Raw genomic sequence first — 16,241 nt, 5'->3', positions numbered from 1 at the left:
GCGCGTCGTGCCGTGTCGGCGCGTCGCGATGCATCGGTGCAGCGCAGAGGGAGCACCGGCCACCCGGACGCTGGCCGCCCGGGCCGAACCGCCTTTCTCCCCGCGCAAAAAAACAGGGCGCCCTCCCCCGAAAGCCCGGGGGAGGGCGCCCGATTCAAGCGGAAGCGAAACGCGGCGCTCGCCTAAACCTGCGCGTCGTTCAGCAGCTCCTCGAGCTTGGACACGTCCCACGTGCCCAGGTCGCCCTCGAAGCGCTCGCGCACCGAAACGGTGCCCGTCTCGATCTCTTTGTCGCCCAGAACCACCATGTAGGGGACCTTGCCGGCCTGGGCCTTCGCGATCTTCACGCGCATCGGCTCGTTCTGGCCGTACACCTCCACGCGCCCGCCTGCGCGCTGAAGGCGCTTCGCCAGCTCGTCGGCCGCCTCCTTATGGCGATCGGCGATGGGCAGCACGACCACCTGCACGGGCGACAGCCACAGCGGCAGCGCGCCGGCGTAGTGCTCGATGAGGATCCCCAGGAAGCGCTCGATCGACCCGAACAGCGCGCGGTGCAGCATGAAGGGGCGCGCCTCTCCGTTGTCGGCTGTGCGGTACGAGATATCGAACCGCTCGGGCAGGTTGAAATCGACCTGGACCGTCGAGCACTGCCACATGCGCCCGATCGCATCTTTCACCTTGATGTCGATCTTCGGGCCGTAGAAGGCGCCGTCGCCCTCGTTCAGCTCGTACTTCAGCCCGCGCACCTCGCAGGCCTTCTTCAGCGAGCTCTCGGCATGCTCCCACATGGCGTCCGATCCGATGGACTTCTCGGGGCGCGTGGAGATCTCGGCCTCGTATTCGAACCCGAACTCGCCCATGATGGCGTCCGCCAAATCGAGGATCTCGACCACCTCGTCGACCACCTGGTCTTCGCGGCAGAACACATGCGCGTCGTCTTGCGTGAAGCCGCGGGCCCGCATGAGGCCGTGCACCGCGCCGCTCATCTCGTGGCGGTACACCGTGCCGAACTCGAAGAAGCGGACGGGAAGGTCTTTGTACGAGTGGATGGAGTTGCCGAACAGCATCACATGACCCGGGCAGTTCATGGGCTTCACGCCGTATTCGGAGAAGCGGGGCTGCTCGTCGGTTCCCTCGTTGATGTTGAAGAAGTACATGTTGTCGTGGTAGAAATCGTAATGGCCGGACGTCTTCCATACGTCTGACTTGTAGATGTGCGGCGTGATGACCTCTTCGTAGCCGCGGCGGTACAGCTCTTTGCGCAGCCATTCCTGCAGCGTGCGGATGACCCGCGCGCCGTTGGGAAGGTAGAGCGGCAAACCCACGCCCGCCATATCGCTCATCATGTAGAAATCCAGGTCGCGACCGAGCTTGCGGTGGTCGCGCTTCTCGGCCTCCTCGAGGTTGGCCAGGTAGGTGTCCAGATCGCGCTGCTTGAAGAACGCCGTTCCGTAAATGCGCTGCAGCTGCTCGCGCTCGGCGTCCCCGCGCCAGTACGCGCCGGCGATCTTGGTCAGCTTGAACGCGGCGACCTTCGACGTGTCGGGCACGTGCGGGCCGCGGCACAGATCGCTGAACGACCCGATGCCGTACGTGGTTATAACCTGGTCGGAAGGCAGCTCGTTGATGAGCTCGACCTTGAACGGCTGGTCGGCGAACAGCTCCAGCGCCTCGGCCTGGGTAACCTCTTTGCGCTCGAAAGGCGTACCCGCAGCGACGATCTCGGCCATGCGGGCCTCGATCGCGGCGAAATCGTCCGAAGACAGCGTTCGGTCGAGCTGGACGTCGTAGTAGAAGCCGTTCTCGATGGCCGGGCCGACTCCGAACTTCACGTCGCCGTACAGATCGACCAGAGCGGCCGCCATGACATGGGCCGTCGAATGGCGCAAAAGCTCGAGCGCCCCTTCGCTCTTATCGGTGACGATGGACACTTCGTCCCCGTCAGACACCGGAAACGATGCGTCTACCGCCTTTCCGTTGACGATTCCGCCCAGGGCGGCTTTCGCCAGACCGGTCCCGATGGAGGCGGCGACATCCGCTACCGTCGATCCGTCCTCGAGCTCTTTTCGAGCCCCGTCGGGAAGGGTGATGAACATGATGGATCCTCTCTTTCTGCCGGGTGCGTACAAAGCACCTGCTTCCTGCCGGGCGCATACAGAGCGCCTGCAGCCTGGTATATACAACAAAACCGCCCCGAGACGAGGCGGTTCATGCTGACAGCGTACGTGCGCCCGCTATGCCTCGTCCGGCATGACCGGCTTGCGGCCGGCGGGGGCGGTAGTTCGATTCTGTCCCGAGCGCGCAGCGACCGGCGTGGCGCAGTACGGGCACACCGTCCAGCGCGGATCGAGCGCATGATGGCACGTGGGGCACAGGTTCTTCAGCTGCGTATGGCAATTGGGGCACAGCACGTAATCGGCCTCGACCGGGTAACCGCAATGGGCGCACTCGCCGTACTTCATCAGCTCGCGCTGCTTAAGCGCCACCTCCAGCTCCTGCTCGTCCCGATCGATGAGCAGCAAAGGCGGCCTCAGCAGGCAATACGCGATGACGCCCAGCAACGGGACGAGGGCGACGACCGCCCACACGTACCAGTGCCCGCCGCGCAGGTACGCGTCGCGCGCAACCCACACGATGGAAAGGACGTACAAGATGACCAGGAACACGACCGCGAGCGTGAAAGCCGCCTGGACCTCGGGAGTCCACAGCTGCGCCAGAATATCGCCCATACGCTTCTCGTTTCCTCTCTTACGATTTGCAGAAGGCCCGCATGCGCAGGCGGGGTCGATTATACCAAAAGGAAGTTACCGCCCAGCCGCGAGCACACAGCCCTCACACGCGCACCCAGGCCGCAGGCCCGCTTAGCGCGCAAGGGCCTCGGCCCACGCGTCCTCGCGGAAGCCCACGAGGACGAAGTCGGGCCCGACGACGATCGGGCGCTTCACCAGCATGCCGTTCCCGGCGAGCAGCTCTAAGGCCTCCTTATCGGAGATGCCAGCGTCCAGGACCGCCTTGATGTTGCGCTCGCGGTACAGCATGCCGCTGGTGTTGAAGAACCGGCGCACCGGAAGCCCGCTGCGCTCGTGCCATACAGCCAGCTCGTCTGCCGTCGGGTTGTCCTCGACGATATGGCGGCCGGTGTAGGAGACCCCGTGCTCGTCAAGCCACTTCTTCGCCTTCTTGCACGTCGTGCACTTGGGGTATTCCACGAACAGAACGTCGGCCATGTCTCTCCCACCTCTCCGAACCCGCCGCGCTACCGGGCGGCAACGCGGCGGGCCTGAATCCGAAACGGTTGCTTACGCCAGCTCGGCAAGCTGAACGTCGATGCGGGCGATGCGGTCGAGCGCGTCGGCGTGCTTCGCCCGGTCCTTCTCGATGATCTCGGGGGCCGCCTTCGCGAGGTAGCCCTCGTTCGCCAGCTTCTTGCCCAGCTTCTCGGCGTCCTTCTCCAGCTTCGCCCGCTCTTTCTCGAGCCGCGCGCGCTCGGCGTCGAAGTCAACCAAGCCGGCCAGCGCCACGTACACCTCGATACCGCTGCCCAGAACGGCCGCCGCCTGCGCGGGCTTCTGCGCATCGGCGGAGATGGCCAGATCAGACGCGTTCGCCATCGCCGAGATGAGGGCGGACTGCGCACCCAGCAGGCGACTGTCCTCCTCGGATGCCTTCACGGCAAGCGCCAGGGGCTCTTTCGGCGAGATCCCGTAGCGGGCGCGCGTCGAGCGGACCCCCGTCACGACCTCGCATACCATGTCGATCGCGCGCTCGGCCTCGTCGTCGGCGAAGCGGGAAAGCTCCGAGGCGGAAGGCCATGCGGCGCCGATCAGGTACGGAGCCTGCGAGCGGTCGAAGGGAAGCTCTTGGTAGATGTCCTCGGTCACGAAGGGCATCACCGGATGCAGCAGGCGGATGGCCTGGTCGAGTACGAACATGAGGTTGCGCTGGCACGCCAGGCGATCGGCCGGGTCGGCCGACTCGTCCAGGCGGCTCTTGGAGAACTCGATGTACCAGTCGCAGTACTCGTTCCAGAAAAACGCGTACAGCTCGCGGGCGATGTCGCCGAACTCGAACTCGGCGTACAGGTCGTCCAAACGCGCCACCAGCTTGGCCAGGCGGCTGAAGATCCACTTGTCGGCGGGGGTGGTGGGTTCGGGCGCGCCGGGCTCGTAGCCGTCCAGATGCATTCCCACGAAGCGGGCGGCGTTGCGCACCTTGTTGGCGAAGTTGCGGCTGCTCTCCAGCTTCGACTCGTTGAAGCGGAGGTCCTGCCCGCCGGTGACCTGCATCAGCAGGCCGAAGCGCATGCCGTCGGCACCGTAGTCTTCCATGAGGCGCAAAGGATCGACGCCGTTTCCGCGCGATTTGCTCATGGGCTTGCCGTCGGCCCCCATCACCGTGGGGTGGATGATGACGTGCTCGAAAGGGATCTGCCCGGTGCAGTACGTGGAGGCCATCACCATGCGCGCCACCCACAGGCCCATGATATCGCGCGCCGTCGAGAGCACCTGGGTCGGGTACACCTCTTTCAGCTCGGGCGATTCGGTGCCGTCGATGGTCCATCCCAGGATGGCGAAGGGCCACAACTGGGACGAGAACCAGGTGTCCAGCACGTCCTCGTCCTGACGGACGGGCTTGCCGCACTTCGGGCACACCTCGATGTTGGCGACCGACGCATCCTCCCAGCCGCACTCGTCGCAGTAGAACACGGGGATGCGGTGACCCCACCACAGCTGGCGCGAGATGCACCAGTCCTTCAGGTTCTCGAGCCAATCGAGATAGACGCGCTTCCAACGGGCGGGATGGAAGCGGATCGAACCGTCCTCCACCACGCGGGCGGCCTCCTCCTTCAAGCGGTCGACCGCGACGAACCACTGCTCGGACTCCCAGGGCTCGAGCTTGGTGTGGCACCGATAGCAGGTCATGACCGAATGAGGGTGGTCTTCCACCTTCTCGAGCAGCCCGAGGGCGTCGAATTCGGCGACGATCGCCTCGCGCGCCTCGTCGCGGCTCATCCCCGAGAAGCGCCCGTAGCCCTCCACCACGTGCGCGGTCTCGTCGAACACGTTGATGCGCGGCAGCCCGTTGCGCTCGCCCATCGCCCAGTCGTTGGGGTCGTGCGACGGCGTCACCTTGACGAAGCCCGTGCCGAACGACGCGTCCACGTGGTAGTCGGAGAAAATGGGGATCTCCCGATCGACCAGCGGCAGCTTCACCGTCTTGCCCACCAGCGCCTTCTTCGATTCGTCCGAAGGGCTCACCGCGACACCGGTGTCGCCCAGCATGGTCTCGGGGCGCGTGGTGGCCACGACGATGTGGTCCATGCCGTCGACGGGCTCGGTCAGAGGGTAGCGCAGGTACCACAGGTGACCCGCCTCGTCCACGTACTCCGCCTCGTCGTCGGCGATGGCCGTGGTGCAGTGGGGGCACCAGTTCACGATGCGCTTGCCGCGATAGATGATGCCGTCGTGGTACCAGTCGACAAACAGCTTGCGCACCGCATCCACGTAGTCGGGGTCGAGCGTGAAGTGCTCGTCGTCGTAGTCGACCGAGCAGCCCATGCCCTTGATCTGGTTCACGATGGTGCTGCCGTACTGAGCGCGCCATTTCCAGCATTCCTCGATGAACGCCTCGCGGCCGATCTGCAGGCGGGAGATACCCTCCTCGGCCAGCTTCTTGTCGACCTTGGTCTGGGTGGCGATGCCCGCATGGTCGGTTCCCAGAACCCAGCGGGTGCGATACCCTTGCATGCGGGCGCGGCGGATGCAGGTGTCCTGGATGGTGTCGTTCAGCGCGTGGCCCATATGGAGGAAGCCCGTGATGTTGGGCGGGGGGATGGTGATGGTGAAGGGATGCTGCGCGTACTCGCCGCGACCCTCGCTGCGCGAGAAGTACCCGGCATCCTTCCATTGGTTGAACCGAACGCGCTCGCGGGCGGCGAAATCGTCTTTCGGCCTGCCCTGATCCTGTGTCCCGTTAGAAGTCATTGAGAACCGCCTTTTTGAGAACCGCTTTCCTTCATCGATGCAAAGAAACGGGCGCTGCGAAAAGCCCGGCGCCCGTTTCCATGATACCCCATGGCGAACCGCCTACCCTTGCGGCGCATCCTCCGCCGCCGCCTCTTCGACCACCTCGATCTCGGGCTTCGTATCGCCCGCGATGTCGCTTTCGCGCAGCGTCACATGCGAGGCGCCTTCGTGCTCGGGCAGATCGTACATCACGTCTTGCAGCACGCGCTCGCAGATGGAGCGCAAACCGCGCGCGCCCGTTCCGTGCTCGACCGCCTCGCGGGCGATGGCGCGCAGGGCCCCGTCGGTGAACTCCAGCCGGGAATCCTCGAACTCGAACATGCGCTGGTACTGCTTGACCAGCGCGTTTTTCGGTTCGGACAGAATCCTGATCAGGTCGTCCTCGTCAAGTGCGGAAAGCGAGGTGATGACCGGGATGCGGCCCACGAACTCGGGGATCATGCCGAACTTGTTCAGATCCTCGGGCAGGACCTTCAGCAGAAGCTCGGCCTCGGACTTCTTGGCCGACTCGGGGATCTCGGAGTTGAAGCCGATCACGCTCTTGCCGATGCGCTCGGCCACGATGTCGGAAAGGCCGACGAACGCGCCGCCCAGGATGAACAGGATGTTCGTCGTGTCGATGCGGATGAGCTCTTGCTGGGGATGCTTGCGCCCGCCCTGCGGGGGGACGCTCGCCTCGGTGCCCTCGACGATCTTCAGGAGCGCCTGCTGCACGCCCTCCCCCGAGACGTCGCGCGTGATGGAGAGGTTCTCGGCCTTGCGCGCCACCTTGTCGATCTCGTCGATGTAGACGATGCCGATCTCGGCGCGCGGGATGTCGAAGTCGGCTGCAGTGATGAGCTTGAGCAGGATGTTCTCGACGTCTTCGCCCACGTACCCCGCCTCGGTGAGCGTCGTGGCGTCCGCGATGGCGAACGGGACGCGCAAGCTGCGGGCGAGCGTCTGGGCGAGCAGCGTCTTTCCCGACCCGGTGGGACCGAGCAGCATGATGTTGCTCTTGGAAAGCTCGACGTCGCCCTCTGCCGCATCGGCCCCCAGGCTGACGCGCTTGTAGTGGTTGTACACCGCCACCGACAAGGCGCGTTTGGCGGCCTCCTGCCCCACGACGTACTCGGAGAGCTGGTCGTAGAGCTGATGCGGGGTGGGCAGGTTTTCCAGGACGTCTTCGGGCGAAGGCTCGGCGGCCTCGCCTTCCACGGCGGCCGCCGGTATGAAGTCGGGATCGAAACCGGCATGGGGGCGGCGCCCGGCAACGTTCATGCCCATGTCGCGCATAAGCGACTCGGCGCACACCGAAATGCACTCATCGCAGATGTAGATCCCGTTGGGACCGGCGATCATCGCCGCAACCTCATGCGGGCGCTTCCCGCAGAAGGCGCAGGCGATGTCGGCTTCGTTCGTGAATTCGTCGGTTCGTTTGTCAGTCAAGGTCGTTCCTCGTCTCGGCCCGAAAGGGCTCTTGCTAGTGTGCGGCGGCGGATCGCGAGGTGGTGATGCGGTCGACGATGCCGTAGGCCACGGCTTCCTCGGCGGTCAGCCAGTTGTCGCGCTCGGTGTCGCGCTGCACGTCTTCGAAGGGGCGGCCGCAGTTGTCCGCGAGGATCTTGTTCAGGCGCTCGCGGGTCTTGAGGATCTGCTCGGCCATGATGGCGATCTCGGTCTGCTGGCCCTGGGCCCCGCCTGAGGGCTGGTGGATCATAACCTCGGCGTTGGGAAGCACCAACCGCTTGCCCTTGGCTCCGGCCGACAGCAGCACGGCGCCCATCGAAGCGGCCATGCCCATGCAGATCGTGGACACGTCGCACTTGATGAAGTTCATGGTGTCGAGAATGGCCAGGCCGGCGGTGACCGATCCCCCGGGCGAATTGATGTAGAGCGAGATGTCCTTGTCCGGATCGGCGCTTTCCAGATGCAGGAGCTGCGCGACCACGGAATTCGCAACGTTGTCGTCGATCGCCTCGCCCAGGAAGATGATGCGGTCGTTCAGCAGGCGCGAATAGATGTCGAAGCTGCGCTCGCCGCGCGGCGACTGCTCGATGACGTACGGAATCAAGGCTCCGTTGATGTTGTGTGCCATGTCGATCCTTCTCTCTTCGGGGCGAACGTGCGCCCGGTTGCTACCTTCGTCACCGGCCAATCGTGATGCTGCTGCGCTCGGCGTTCAAGCCGAAAGGCGGCCGCGTTACCCGATGGAATAGAAAAAAGCGGACGCACCGTCACGCGATGCGCCCGCCCATTTTATCGCTAAACGGAGCTATTCGGCGTCAGAAGCCTGCTCGGCGTCCTTCTTCTTGGAAGACTTCTTCGCAGGGGCCTTCTTCGCGGGCTTGTCCTCGGCGACTTCCTCGGTGATGACCGCGGACTCCAGCGCGTTGTCGAGCGCCTTCTGGCGCAGGACGCCCTGGCGGACCATGTGGATCTGGCCGGCCTCGCGCCAGCTCTTCTCGACGGCCGCGGGATCCTCGGCGCCGGAGTTGGCGAACTCGGCGGAGATGTCCTCGTCGGTGACCTCGAGGCCCGCATGGGCGGCCCAGGCGTCGAGCGCGAGATCCTGCTTGACCGTGTCGGCGGCCTGCTTCTTGAGGTCGTCGCGGAACTGCTGGGAGGTCAGGTTCTGGGAGGCGAGGTAGGCGTCGAACGTGAGGCCCTGCATCTGAAGCTGCTGGAAGAAGTCCTGCACCAGCTGGGCTTCAGCGGCCTCGACCATATTCTCGGGCGCGTCGCCCTCGAGCCGCTCGGCAAGCGCCATAAGCGCGCGGTTCTCCTTCAGGCGGGGCAGCACGGCGGCCTTCTGGGCCGCGATGGACTCGGAGATGTTCGTGCGCAGATCGTCCACGCCCTCGAGGCCGAAGGTCTCCTTGACCCACTCGTCGGTCATCTCGACGGCTTTCTTCTTCTTGACGACGATGACGGTGACGTCGAAGGCGATCTTCTCGGTCTTGCCGACAAGGGCGCTGGTCATAACCGTGGGCTCGGCGGGAACGTCAATGGTGAACTGCTTGGAGTCGCCCTTCTTCAGGCCCAGCAGCTCGTCGTCGAACGACTTGGGGAACAGGCCCGACCCGAGGCCGTACTGGCGCGACTCGGTGGAGATGGACTCGATGTCGTTGCCCTCGTCGTCGGTGGCCTTGATGGCCAGGTCGGCGTAGTTGTCCTCTTTGATCTTGGTGTTGGCGGCCGCATCGACGATGTCGTAGTAGTGCTCCTGCAGCGCCGCGACCTCCGCGTCGACCTCTTCGTCGGACGCGCCCTCGGCGGGCATGGCGAAGGACAGGGCGTCGTAGCTCTTCAGCTCGAAGGAGGGCTTCACCGCAACCTCGAAGGAATACGAGAAGGACGCTCCGTCGACCGCGAGGGCTACCTCGCCGTCGAACTCGGGCTTGGCGACCGGGAACAGCCCGTTGTCGTCCATGGCCCGACCGCAGGTCTCGTTCACCAGATCATCGGTGACCTGGGCCGCGACGGCCTCTTTGCCCAGCGCGTTGTCGATAACGGCGCGCGGGGCCTTCCCGCGACGGAAACCAGGGAAATTGTACTGGCCGGCCACCTGCTTGTACTGCTTCTTGAAACGGGCGACGACCGTAGCCTCATCGACGGTGACGGCCACCTTGACGCGGTTGTCCTTAAGGACCTCAGCTGAAGTTTCCACTTATGTTTCCTCCGTTGTCTGTAAGCTTCGTGGCACGCCCGTTGCAGACGAACCAGCGTGCGCCCAAGCGCTCCGCGCTGCTTAATCGCAGCGAACATACCGAGTGGGGATTATCGCATACTCGGGATTGCAGATAAAGCGATTCACCAAGAGTACGGACGCGAAAAAATCGAGGACGGCCAATTGGGCCCCGCAAGGGCGCCTCCCATGTCATATAATCCGATCAACGACAAAATGCAGCGTAAACGAACCCGAAAGGCCCCGCCGTGTCATTGCAGCTCAACCTCGCGCAGGAACGCGAACTCCACCGACTGATCGACTACGAGCGCTCGCTGTGCTCGGCGAACTCCGATCCGGTCTTCCGCTGCGCGTTTCCCTACCGTCCCGACAACGACCTCCAGGCCGAGCTGATCGAAGCGGGCGCCCTCAACGTGAAGAACGACCCGCGCCACGGAACCATCGTCGTCATCTCGTCTTCGGGTTACTCCCACTTCCCCGAGAAGGCGCGCGACGAGAAGGCCGAGTACGACCGGGCCCGCCGCGATGCGCGCCTCATCGGCATGACCGCGCTGTTCTCGGCCGTCTGCATGGCAGTGGGCTTCCTCCTAGGGCTCATCGCCCGCTAGGCGCTAGGCGCGCGCAGCCGCGCCGCTTTGCGACCCGCCGCCGCATCGGACGCGCCTGCGACGTGCTAGCATAAGCGCAGCATCCCCCTTTCGTGAAAGGTGGTCCGTATGGTCGCTGCGCTCGTTATCGCCGCCGTTGCGTCGCTGCTCGCCGTGATCGTCGTGCGGGGCCTGCGCGTGAAGCCCGCAACCGTGGACGATCCCCTCCCTCCCACCTCCGTCAGAGGAAGCGACGAGGCGGTCGAGCGCTTCCGCGACATGCTGCGCATTCCCACGGTGTGGGACCGCGAGAACCCCGATGCCGACCGCGGGCCCTTCGACCGCTTCGTCCCCCGCATGCGCGAGCTGTACCCGCGCGTGTTCGGCCAGCTGGAGCTCGAGATGATCAACACCTACGGCATCCTGCTGAAATGGGAGGGGTCGGATCCTGCGCTCGATCCCGTGGTGCTCATGGCCCACCACGACGTGGTGTCGGCCGATCCGCGCGGATGGACGCACGATCCTTTCGGCGCCGATGTCGAGGACGGGCGGATCTGGGCGCGCGGGGCCGTCGACACGAAATGCCTTCTGGCCGGGCTCTACGAGGCGGCCGAGATGCTGCTGAGCGAAGGGTTCGCACCCGTGCGCACGATCTATCTGTGGTCGTCGAACTGCGAGGAGGACAACGGGGACACCACGCCCATCCTGGTCGAAACCTTCAAGCGGCGCGGCATCGAACCGGCCTTCGTGCTCGACGAGGGCGGCGCGGTCATCGACAACGCGCCCCTGAACGTGAAAAACGAGTTCGCCGTCATCGGCTTGGCAGAAAAAGGCCTGTTCAATGCCGATATCACCGTAAGCTCCGAAGGAGGGCACGCCTCCACCCCGTCGTTGTCGGACTCCACCGCGCGCCTGGTCACGGGCCTCGAGCGGCTGCAGAGAAACCCCGGCGCGGCCCGCATGTCCGCGCCCCTCGAGGCCATGCTGCGCGAGCTGGCCGCCCACAGCGGCCTTCCCTACCGCATCGTGTTCGGAAACCTGTGGCTGTTCAGGCCTCTGGTCGTGCGCATGCTCGAGGGGAATCCCGAAACGGCCGCCATGCTGCGCACCACCTACGCCCTAACCGAGCTGGAGGGGTCCCCTTCCGCCAACGTCATCCCCAAACAGGCGAGAGCCAACGTGAACGTGCGGGTCGATCCCGCGGAAAGCGTGCAGGAGGCCCGCGCGCGCATCGAGGCCGCCTTCGAGGGGGAAGCCGACGTCTGCCTGTTCGACGCCATCGAACCCTCCCGCATCGCCCCCTGGAGAGGCGATCGCGCCTGGAACTTTCTGTGCGCGGTGGTGCGCAGCGCCTACCCCGAAGCGGGAATCGCCCCGTATATCCAGGTCAGCTGCAGCGATGCCCGCCATTTCCAGCGGGAGTTCCAGCGCGTGTACCGCTTCGCCGGCATGCTGTTCCGAGGCGACCAGCGCTCGCGTATCCACGGGCAGGACGAGAACATCGACGTGGAAAGCTTCAAGCGCGGCGTCGGATTTTACTACGAGCTGATACGCAACATCGACAGGCTGGGAGGATAGCATGGCCGAAACCGAGGGCAGCGCGGCGCGCAAACCGTTTTACGGCTGGTGGATCGTCGCGGGCGGGTTCGCGCTCATGGCCACCTGCTACACGGCGTTCGTCAACTGCATCCCGCTGTTCCAGACCCATATCGTGCAGGATCTGGGAATAACGGTCGGGCAATTCAACACCGGCGTGTCGCTGTGCACCGTCGCCGCCGTCTTCGCGTCGCTCGCGATCGGCAGGCTCATCGACGTCTGGGACGCGCGCATCCTGGGCACCTTCACCGTGATCTGCGCCTTTGCGGTGCTCATCGGGCTCTCGCGCGCAACCCAGCTGTGGCACCTCTACGCCCTTTGCATCGCGGCCGGAACCATCGTCGTGGCCGGCACGAGGCTCCTGGCAAGCGTCGTCATCGCCAACTGGTTCACCCTGAAACGCGGCCTGGCCGTGTCGATCGCCCTATCGGGGTCGGGGGCCGGAGGCGTGGCGCTGTCCCCCATCACCAGCGCGCTCATCGTGAACATGGGCTGGCGCAGCGCCTTCACCGTACTTGCCTTCGTGTGCCTGGTGCTGGGCCTGCCCCTGGTGGCGGCCTTCTTCCGCAACCAACCCGGCGACAAGGGGCTTTCCCCCTACGGTGCCGGACAGCTGGAAAGCGCGCGAGCCGACCGCTCGCCCGACGAACCGGTGACCATCGACATCGGCTGGAAGGTGCTGCGGAAGAGCAAGGCGTTTTGGCTGATGACCGCCGGATTCGTGATGATGGGCATCGACAACGGGGCCATCATCACCAACGCGGTGTCGAACATGACCTCGGTGGAGCTGAACGGGACCGTGATCGTCACCGGGGGCCACGACGCGCTGTGGGCCGGCAACGTCTGGGCTTTCTACCTGGCCTGCGTGATCGTGTTCAAGGTTTCGCTCGGCGCCCTGTACGACCGCTGGGGCATGCGCGCGGGCACGGTTTTGGGCACCGCCGCGTCTTTCGCGGCTGCGGTGGCCCTGTGCTTTCCCGCCACCGACGCAGGCCCCATCCTCGCCTCGCTGTTCTTCGGGTTCGGCACCTGCATGGGCACCGTCGCCCCGCCGCTTATGACCGTGAAGGAGTTCGGGAAGAAGGACCTGGGTACCGTGACGGGAATCGTGACGGCCTTCGAGATGTTCGGGGCGGCTGTGGGCGCCGTGGCTTCGGGCGCGCTGTTCGACGCTTACCTGTCGTTCGTGCCGGCTTGGATCATGGTCATGGTCGCCACCTTGCTGATGGGCGTCTTCCTGCTCGCATCCATCCGCGCGGCGCGCGGGCTCGTGCGCAAGCTCGGCGAGGCCGAAACCCCGTCGGCACGCGAAGGGGGCGGCAACGATCCGCGCTGATTAGAAAGGTAAAGCGAAACGGGAAAAGGGGCCGTCGCCCTGCCCGAGCGACAGCCCCCTCGTCTGTGGTGCGGGCGAAAGGACTTGAACCTTCACGTCAAGGACACCAGAACCTAAATCTGGCGCGTCTGCCAATTCCGCCACGCCCGCGAAAGCGCGCAGCCACAGCTGCGCAGCGCGTCTCATGGTACCAGAAACCCGGCACCGAAGCGCTCTGAACCCGCAGCGCGGGTCGCACGCGACAAAAAACGAGCCGTTTATGAAAAACCTCCCGACCCATACCCTGTTTTTTCGCTAATATTCGTCAAATGAAATGGGCGGATTCGCTCATTGGAAGCCCCGAGGTAAGGAAACCTATGAAAAGCCTTCTACAGAAATGGAGCGGCATCGATCTGATCGTCAGAATCCTGATCGGTCTCGTCATCGGCGCTCTGCTGGGCGTCTTCGCTCCCGCAGACCTCTCGATCGTGACCCTTCTGGGCTCCCTGTTCGTCAACGCCCTGAAGTCCGTCGCGCCGATCCTGGTGTTCTTCCTGGTCATCAGCGCGCTGGCTAACGCGAAGGGCGTCGGGACCATGAAGACCATCGTCCTTCTGTACGTCATTTCCACCTTCGCCGCCGGCCTCATCGCCGTGCTGGCCTCCTTCGCGTTCCCCATCGAGTTGACGCTTGCGAACGCAGACGCGGTCACCCAGTCCTCACCCGAGGGAATCGGCGAGGTTCTCAACACGCTGATCCTGAACATCACGGTGAACCCCGTCGCTGCGCTCACGAACGCCAACTACATCGGCATCCTGGCTTGGGCCGTCGGCCTGGGCGTCGCCCTGCGCGTCGCGAGCGAGAACACCAAGTCGGTGTTCGCCTCCATCGCCGATGCCGTCGGCAAGATCGTCTACTGGGTCATCCAGCTCGCCCCCTTCGGCATCCTGGGCCTGGTCTACACTTCCGTCTCCACCAACGGTCTGGACATCTTCACCGAGTACGGCGCGCTCATCGTCTTGCTGGTGTCGTGCATGTTCTTCATCGCGCTGGTGGTGAACCCGCTCATCGTGTTCGTGTTCACGCGCAAGAACCCCTATCCTTTGGTGCTGCGCACCCTGAAGGATTCGGGGCTCACCGCGTTCTTCACGCGCTCCTCTGCGGCTAACATCCCCGTGAACATGCAGCTGTGCCGCCGCCTCGGCCTGGACAAGGACAACTACTCGGTGTCCATCCCGCTGGGAGCCACCATCAACATGGCGGGCGCTGCGGTCACCATCTCGGTCATGGCCATGTGCGCGGCCCACACCATGGGCATCGCCATCGACATCCCCACGGCCGTCATCCTCTCGGTTCTGTCCGCCGTCAGCGCGGCGGGCGCCTCGGGCGTGGCCGGCGGCTCGCTCCTGCTGATCCCGCTCGCCTGCTCGCTGTTCGGCATCTCCAACGACATCGCCATGCAGGTCGTTGCGATCGGACTCATCATCGGCGTTATCCAGGATTCCTGCGAGACCGCCCTGAACTCCTCTTCCGACGTCCTGTTCACCGCAACCTCCGAGTACCGCGAATGGACTCGCGAGGGCCGCACCTTCACCATGGGTGCGTACGTGGAAGACGCCGAGCTGGACTAAACCGACCTTCCTTCCGCCCATTTCATTTGTGGAGAAAAATCGCTCGTCACCTGTGGCGGGCGATTTTTTTCGCGCCTTTAAGGTTCCTTTAAGGCACGGCCCGTACAGTAAGCACCATCGAAAGCGGAGCGACGAAAAGAACTCGGAACATCCCCTCGAAGATGGGAGCGAAACCCATCGAGGGCGTCGCCCGTTTTCGCTGAAAACCGCATACCCGCGTGTCCGCCGAAGCGAGAACCCTCCCTTTCTCCTTTCCCTTCACCGTCGCTTCGAGCCGGATCCCCCTTGCTAAGCGCCCTGTTCTCCCTTGACAGGGCGCTGCTTTTTTCCAGCGCGCCCCCATCGCAGCCGGCCGGGATCGAGCCGAGGGGCGGATGGGGCGAAAACGGGGCGGCCCGGCGGGAAGGCGGATCGGGCCGAGCGGGTGATCCGATGCAGACGGTGGCGCAACGCAGCCGACAGTCCTATGATGCTCGGAAAGCCCGGGCATCCGGCCGCGGGCCGCACCTCTATCGAGACGGGAACCTATGAACAGCGACCAGCAACTCCGCACCGCTCCTACCGACCGCTTCTTCATCATGAGCGACACCCACGTCTCGCTTGCGAAGCCCTACCGGGCAAAACGACTCGAACGGGTCGTCTCGAAGGCGCTGGAGCTTCAGCCCGACTCGACCGTGGTCATCGTCGGCGACTTCACCGACTACGGGATGCCCTGGGAATACCGGCTGGTAGCCCGAGCCGCGCGACGCGCGGGACTGCAGCGCGACCGACTGGTCCTGGCCCTGGGGAACCACGAGTGCCGCCTCCCGCGCTTTACTTGGTCGCTTTCTCGCTTCGCGCGACATGTCGGTTCCGAGGCGCCCTATCGCGACCTCACTGTGGGCCGCACGCACCTGATCCTTCTGGCCGGGGACGAGAAGCCGCAGCGCTGGGACGGCTGCAGGATATCGGATAACCAGCTGGAATGGCTCGACCGTATGCTCTCGGACGACGAAGAGAGGGGTTCGGCGCCGCTCGTCTTCAACCACGAGCCCCTCTTCGACACGGTTGAGGGGAGCCTCGCGCACCACGGGAGCGGCCGCTCGATCGAAAACGACGCGGATCTCAGGGCGGTGCTCGACCGCCATCCCGGCGCATACGTGTTCACCGGGCACAGCCACTTCCCGCTTGGCACAAGGCGCATAGGCGTCGGCCCCACCTTCGCGAACACGGGGGCCATAGCCTACGACGACGGCTACGGTCGGGAGTTCGCCCAAGGATGGTTCGTAAGCGTCGACGAGTACGGCGTTTCCCTGCGCGGATACGATTTCATCGAGGAAGCCTGGATCGACGGCTGCCGGTAGCGGACGCGCAGGCCGCTAACAGCGCACCGTCACATGAACGAGGCCGCCGGGAAAACCCGACGGCCTCGTTGGTGCC

At 64.7% G+C, this 16,241-nt stretch carries 12 protein-coding genes and 1 tRNA gene; 5 read left to right on the top strand and 8 right to left on the bottom strand.

The annotated features are described in order from the left end of the window. Window positions 1-182 precede the first annotated feature (182 nt). The 7 genes from thrS to tig all read right to left on the bottom strand — a co-directional run bounded on the left by thrS (window position 183) and on the right by tig (window position 9,675). Window positions 183-2,096: a threonine--tRNA ligase gene (gene thrS / locus JI75_RS02790; protein WP_039688588.1), complete on the bottom strand. Its 1,914-nt coding sequence runs from the start codon at window positions 2,094-2,096 to the stop codon at window positions 183-185. Between the two features lie 138 nt (window positions 2,097-2,234). Further along, window positions 2,235-2,729, bottom strand: coding sequence for a zinc ribbon domain-containing protein (locus JI75_RS02785; RefSeq protein ID WP_039688586.1), 495 nt, complete (start codon window positions 2,727-2,729; stop codon window positions 2,235-2,237). A 132-nt stretch (window positions 2,730-2,861) separates the two neighbouring features. Further along, window positions 2,862-3,227, bottom strand: a complete 366-nt coding sequence (locus tag JI75_RS02780) for an arsenate reductase family protein (RefSeq protein WP_039688583.1) — start codon at window positions 3,225-3,227, stop codon at window positions 2,862-2,864. A 72-nt stretch (window positions 3,228-3,299) separates the two neighbouring features. After that, a complete protein-coding gene (locus JI75_RS02775; protein WP_039688582.1) occupies window positions 3,300-5,984 on the bottom strand; it encodes a valine--tRNA ligase in 2,685 nt (894 codons plus the stop codon). A gap of 102 nt (window positions 5,985-6,086) precedes the next feature. Next, the gene (clpX, locus tag JI75_RS02770; RefSeq protein ID WP_039688579.1) at window positions 6,087-7,454 is read right to left on the bottom strand and encodes an ATP-dependent Clp protease ATP-binding subunit ClpX; all 1,368 of its coding nucleotides are present in this window, start codon (window positions 7,452-7,454) and stop codon (window positions 6,087-6,089) included. A 34-nt stretch (window positions 7,455-7,488) separates the two neighbouring features. After that, window positions 7,489-8,103, bottom strand: a complete 615-nt coding sequence (locus JI75_RS02765) for an ATP-dependent Clp protease proteolytic subunit (protein WP_039688577.1) — start codon at window positions 8,101-8,103, stop codon at window positions 7,489-7,491. Between the two features lie 177 nt (window positions 8,104-8,280). Further along, window positions 8,281-9,675 carry a trigger factor gene (gene tig, locus JI75_RS02760; protein ID WP_039688575.1) on the bottom strand — a complete coding sequence of 465 codons (1,395 nt, stop codon included), beginning with the start codon at window positions 9,673-9,675 and terminating at the stop codon, window positions 8,281-8,283. Between the two features lie 266 nt (window positions 9,676-9,941). Between tig and JI75_RS02755 the strand changes: the two genes are divergently transcribed. The 3 genes from JI75_RS02755 (at window position 9,942) to JI75_RS02745 (ending at window position 13,212) form a co-directional block, all read left to right on the top strand. Continuing rightward, window positions 9,942-10,301: a hypothetical protein gene (locus JI75_RS02755; protein WP_039688574.1), complete on the top strand. Its 360-nt coding sequence runs from the start codon at window positions 9,942-9,944 to the stop codon at window positions 10,299-10,301. A gap of 108 nt (window positions 10,302-10,409) precedes the next feature. After that, entirely contained in the window at window positions 10,410-11,858 is a 1,449-nt protein-coding gene (locus JI75_RS02750) for a M20/M25/M40 family metallo-hydrolase (protein WP_039688571.1), read from the top strand. A gap of 1 nt (window position 11,859) precedes the next feature. Further along, entirely contained in the window at window positions 11,860-13,212 is a 1,353-nt protein-coding gene (locus JI75_RS02745) for an MFS transporter (RefSeq protein ID WP_052241539.1), read from the top strand. 66 nt (window positions 13,213-13,278) lie between these two features. Here JI75_RS02745 and JI75_RS02740 read toward each other — a convergent pair. Continuing rightward, window positions 13,279-13,362, bottom strand: a tRNA-Leu gene (locus JI75_RS02740). A gap of 206 nt (window positions 13,363-13,568) precedes the next feature. Between JI75_RS02740 and sstT the strand changes: the two genes are divergently transcribed. Further along, entirely contained in the window at window positions 13,569-14,822 is a 1,254-nt protein-coding gene (gene sstT / locus JI75_RS02735) for a serine/threonine transporter SstT (RefSeq protein WP_039688569.1), read from the top strand. Window positions 14,823-15,349: 527 nt separating this feature from the next. Further along, window positions 15,350-16,165 carry a metallophosphoesterase family protein gene (locus JI75_RS02730; RefSeq protein WP_039688567.1) on the top strand — a complete coding sequence of 272 codons (816 nt, stop codon included), beginning with the start codon at window positions 15,350-15,352 and terminating at the stop codon, window positions 16,163-16,165. Window positions 16,166-16,241: the final 76 nt, after the last annotated feature.

The sequence above is a fragment of the Berryella intestinalis genome (genome assembly GCF_000814825.1).
Lineage (GTDB): Bacteria > Actinomycetota > Coriobacteriia > Coriobacteriales > Eggerthellaceae > Berryella > Berryella intestinalis.
Note: the sequence above shows the minus strand (reverse complement) of the source record. Positions and strands in the feature narration are given on the sequence as shown.

Excerpts from the sequence above, each read along its gene's own strand:
- thrS (WP_039688588.1), bottom strand. The coding sequence starts at position 2,096 with ATGTTCATCACCCTTCCCGACGGGGCTCGAAAAGAGCTCGAGGACGGA.
- JI75_RS02785 (WP_039688586.1), bottom strand. The coding sequence starts at position 2,729 with ATGGGCGATATTCTGGCGCAGCTGTGGACTCCCGAGGTCCAGGCGGCT.
- JI75_RS02780 (WP_039688583.1), bottom strand. The coding sequence starts at position 3,227 with ATGGCCGACGTTCTGTTCGTGGAATACCCCAAGTGCACGACGTGCAAG.
- JI75_RS02775 (WP_039688582.1), bottom strand. The coding sequence starts at position 5,984 with ATGACTTCTAACGGGACACAGGATCAGGGCAGGCCGAAAGACGATTTC.
- JI75_RS02765 (WP_039688577.1), bottom strand. The coding sequence starts at position 8,103 with ATGGCACACAACATCAACGGAGCCTTGATTCCGTACGTCATCGAGCAG.
- JI75_RS02750 (WP_039688571.1), top strand. The coding sequence starts at position 10,410 with ATGGTCGCTGCGCTCGTTATCGCCGCCGTTGCGTCGCTGCTCGCCGTG.
- JI75_RS02745 (WP_052241539.1), top strand. The coding sequence starts at position 11,860 with ATGGCCGAAACCGAGGGCAGCGCGGCGCGCAAACCGTTTTACGGCTGG.
- sstT (WP_039688569.1), top strand. The coding sequence starts at position 13,569 with ATGAAAAGCCTTCTACAGAAATGGAGCGGCATCGATCTGATCGTCAGA.
- JI75_RS02730 (WP_039688567.1), top strand. The coding sequence starts at position 15,350 with ATGAACAGCGACCAGCAACTCCGCACCGCTCCTACCGACCGCTTCTTC.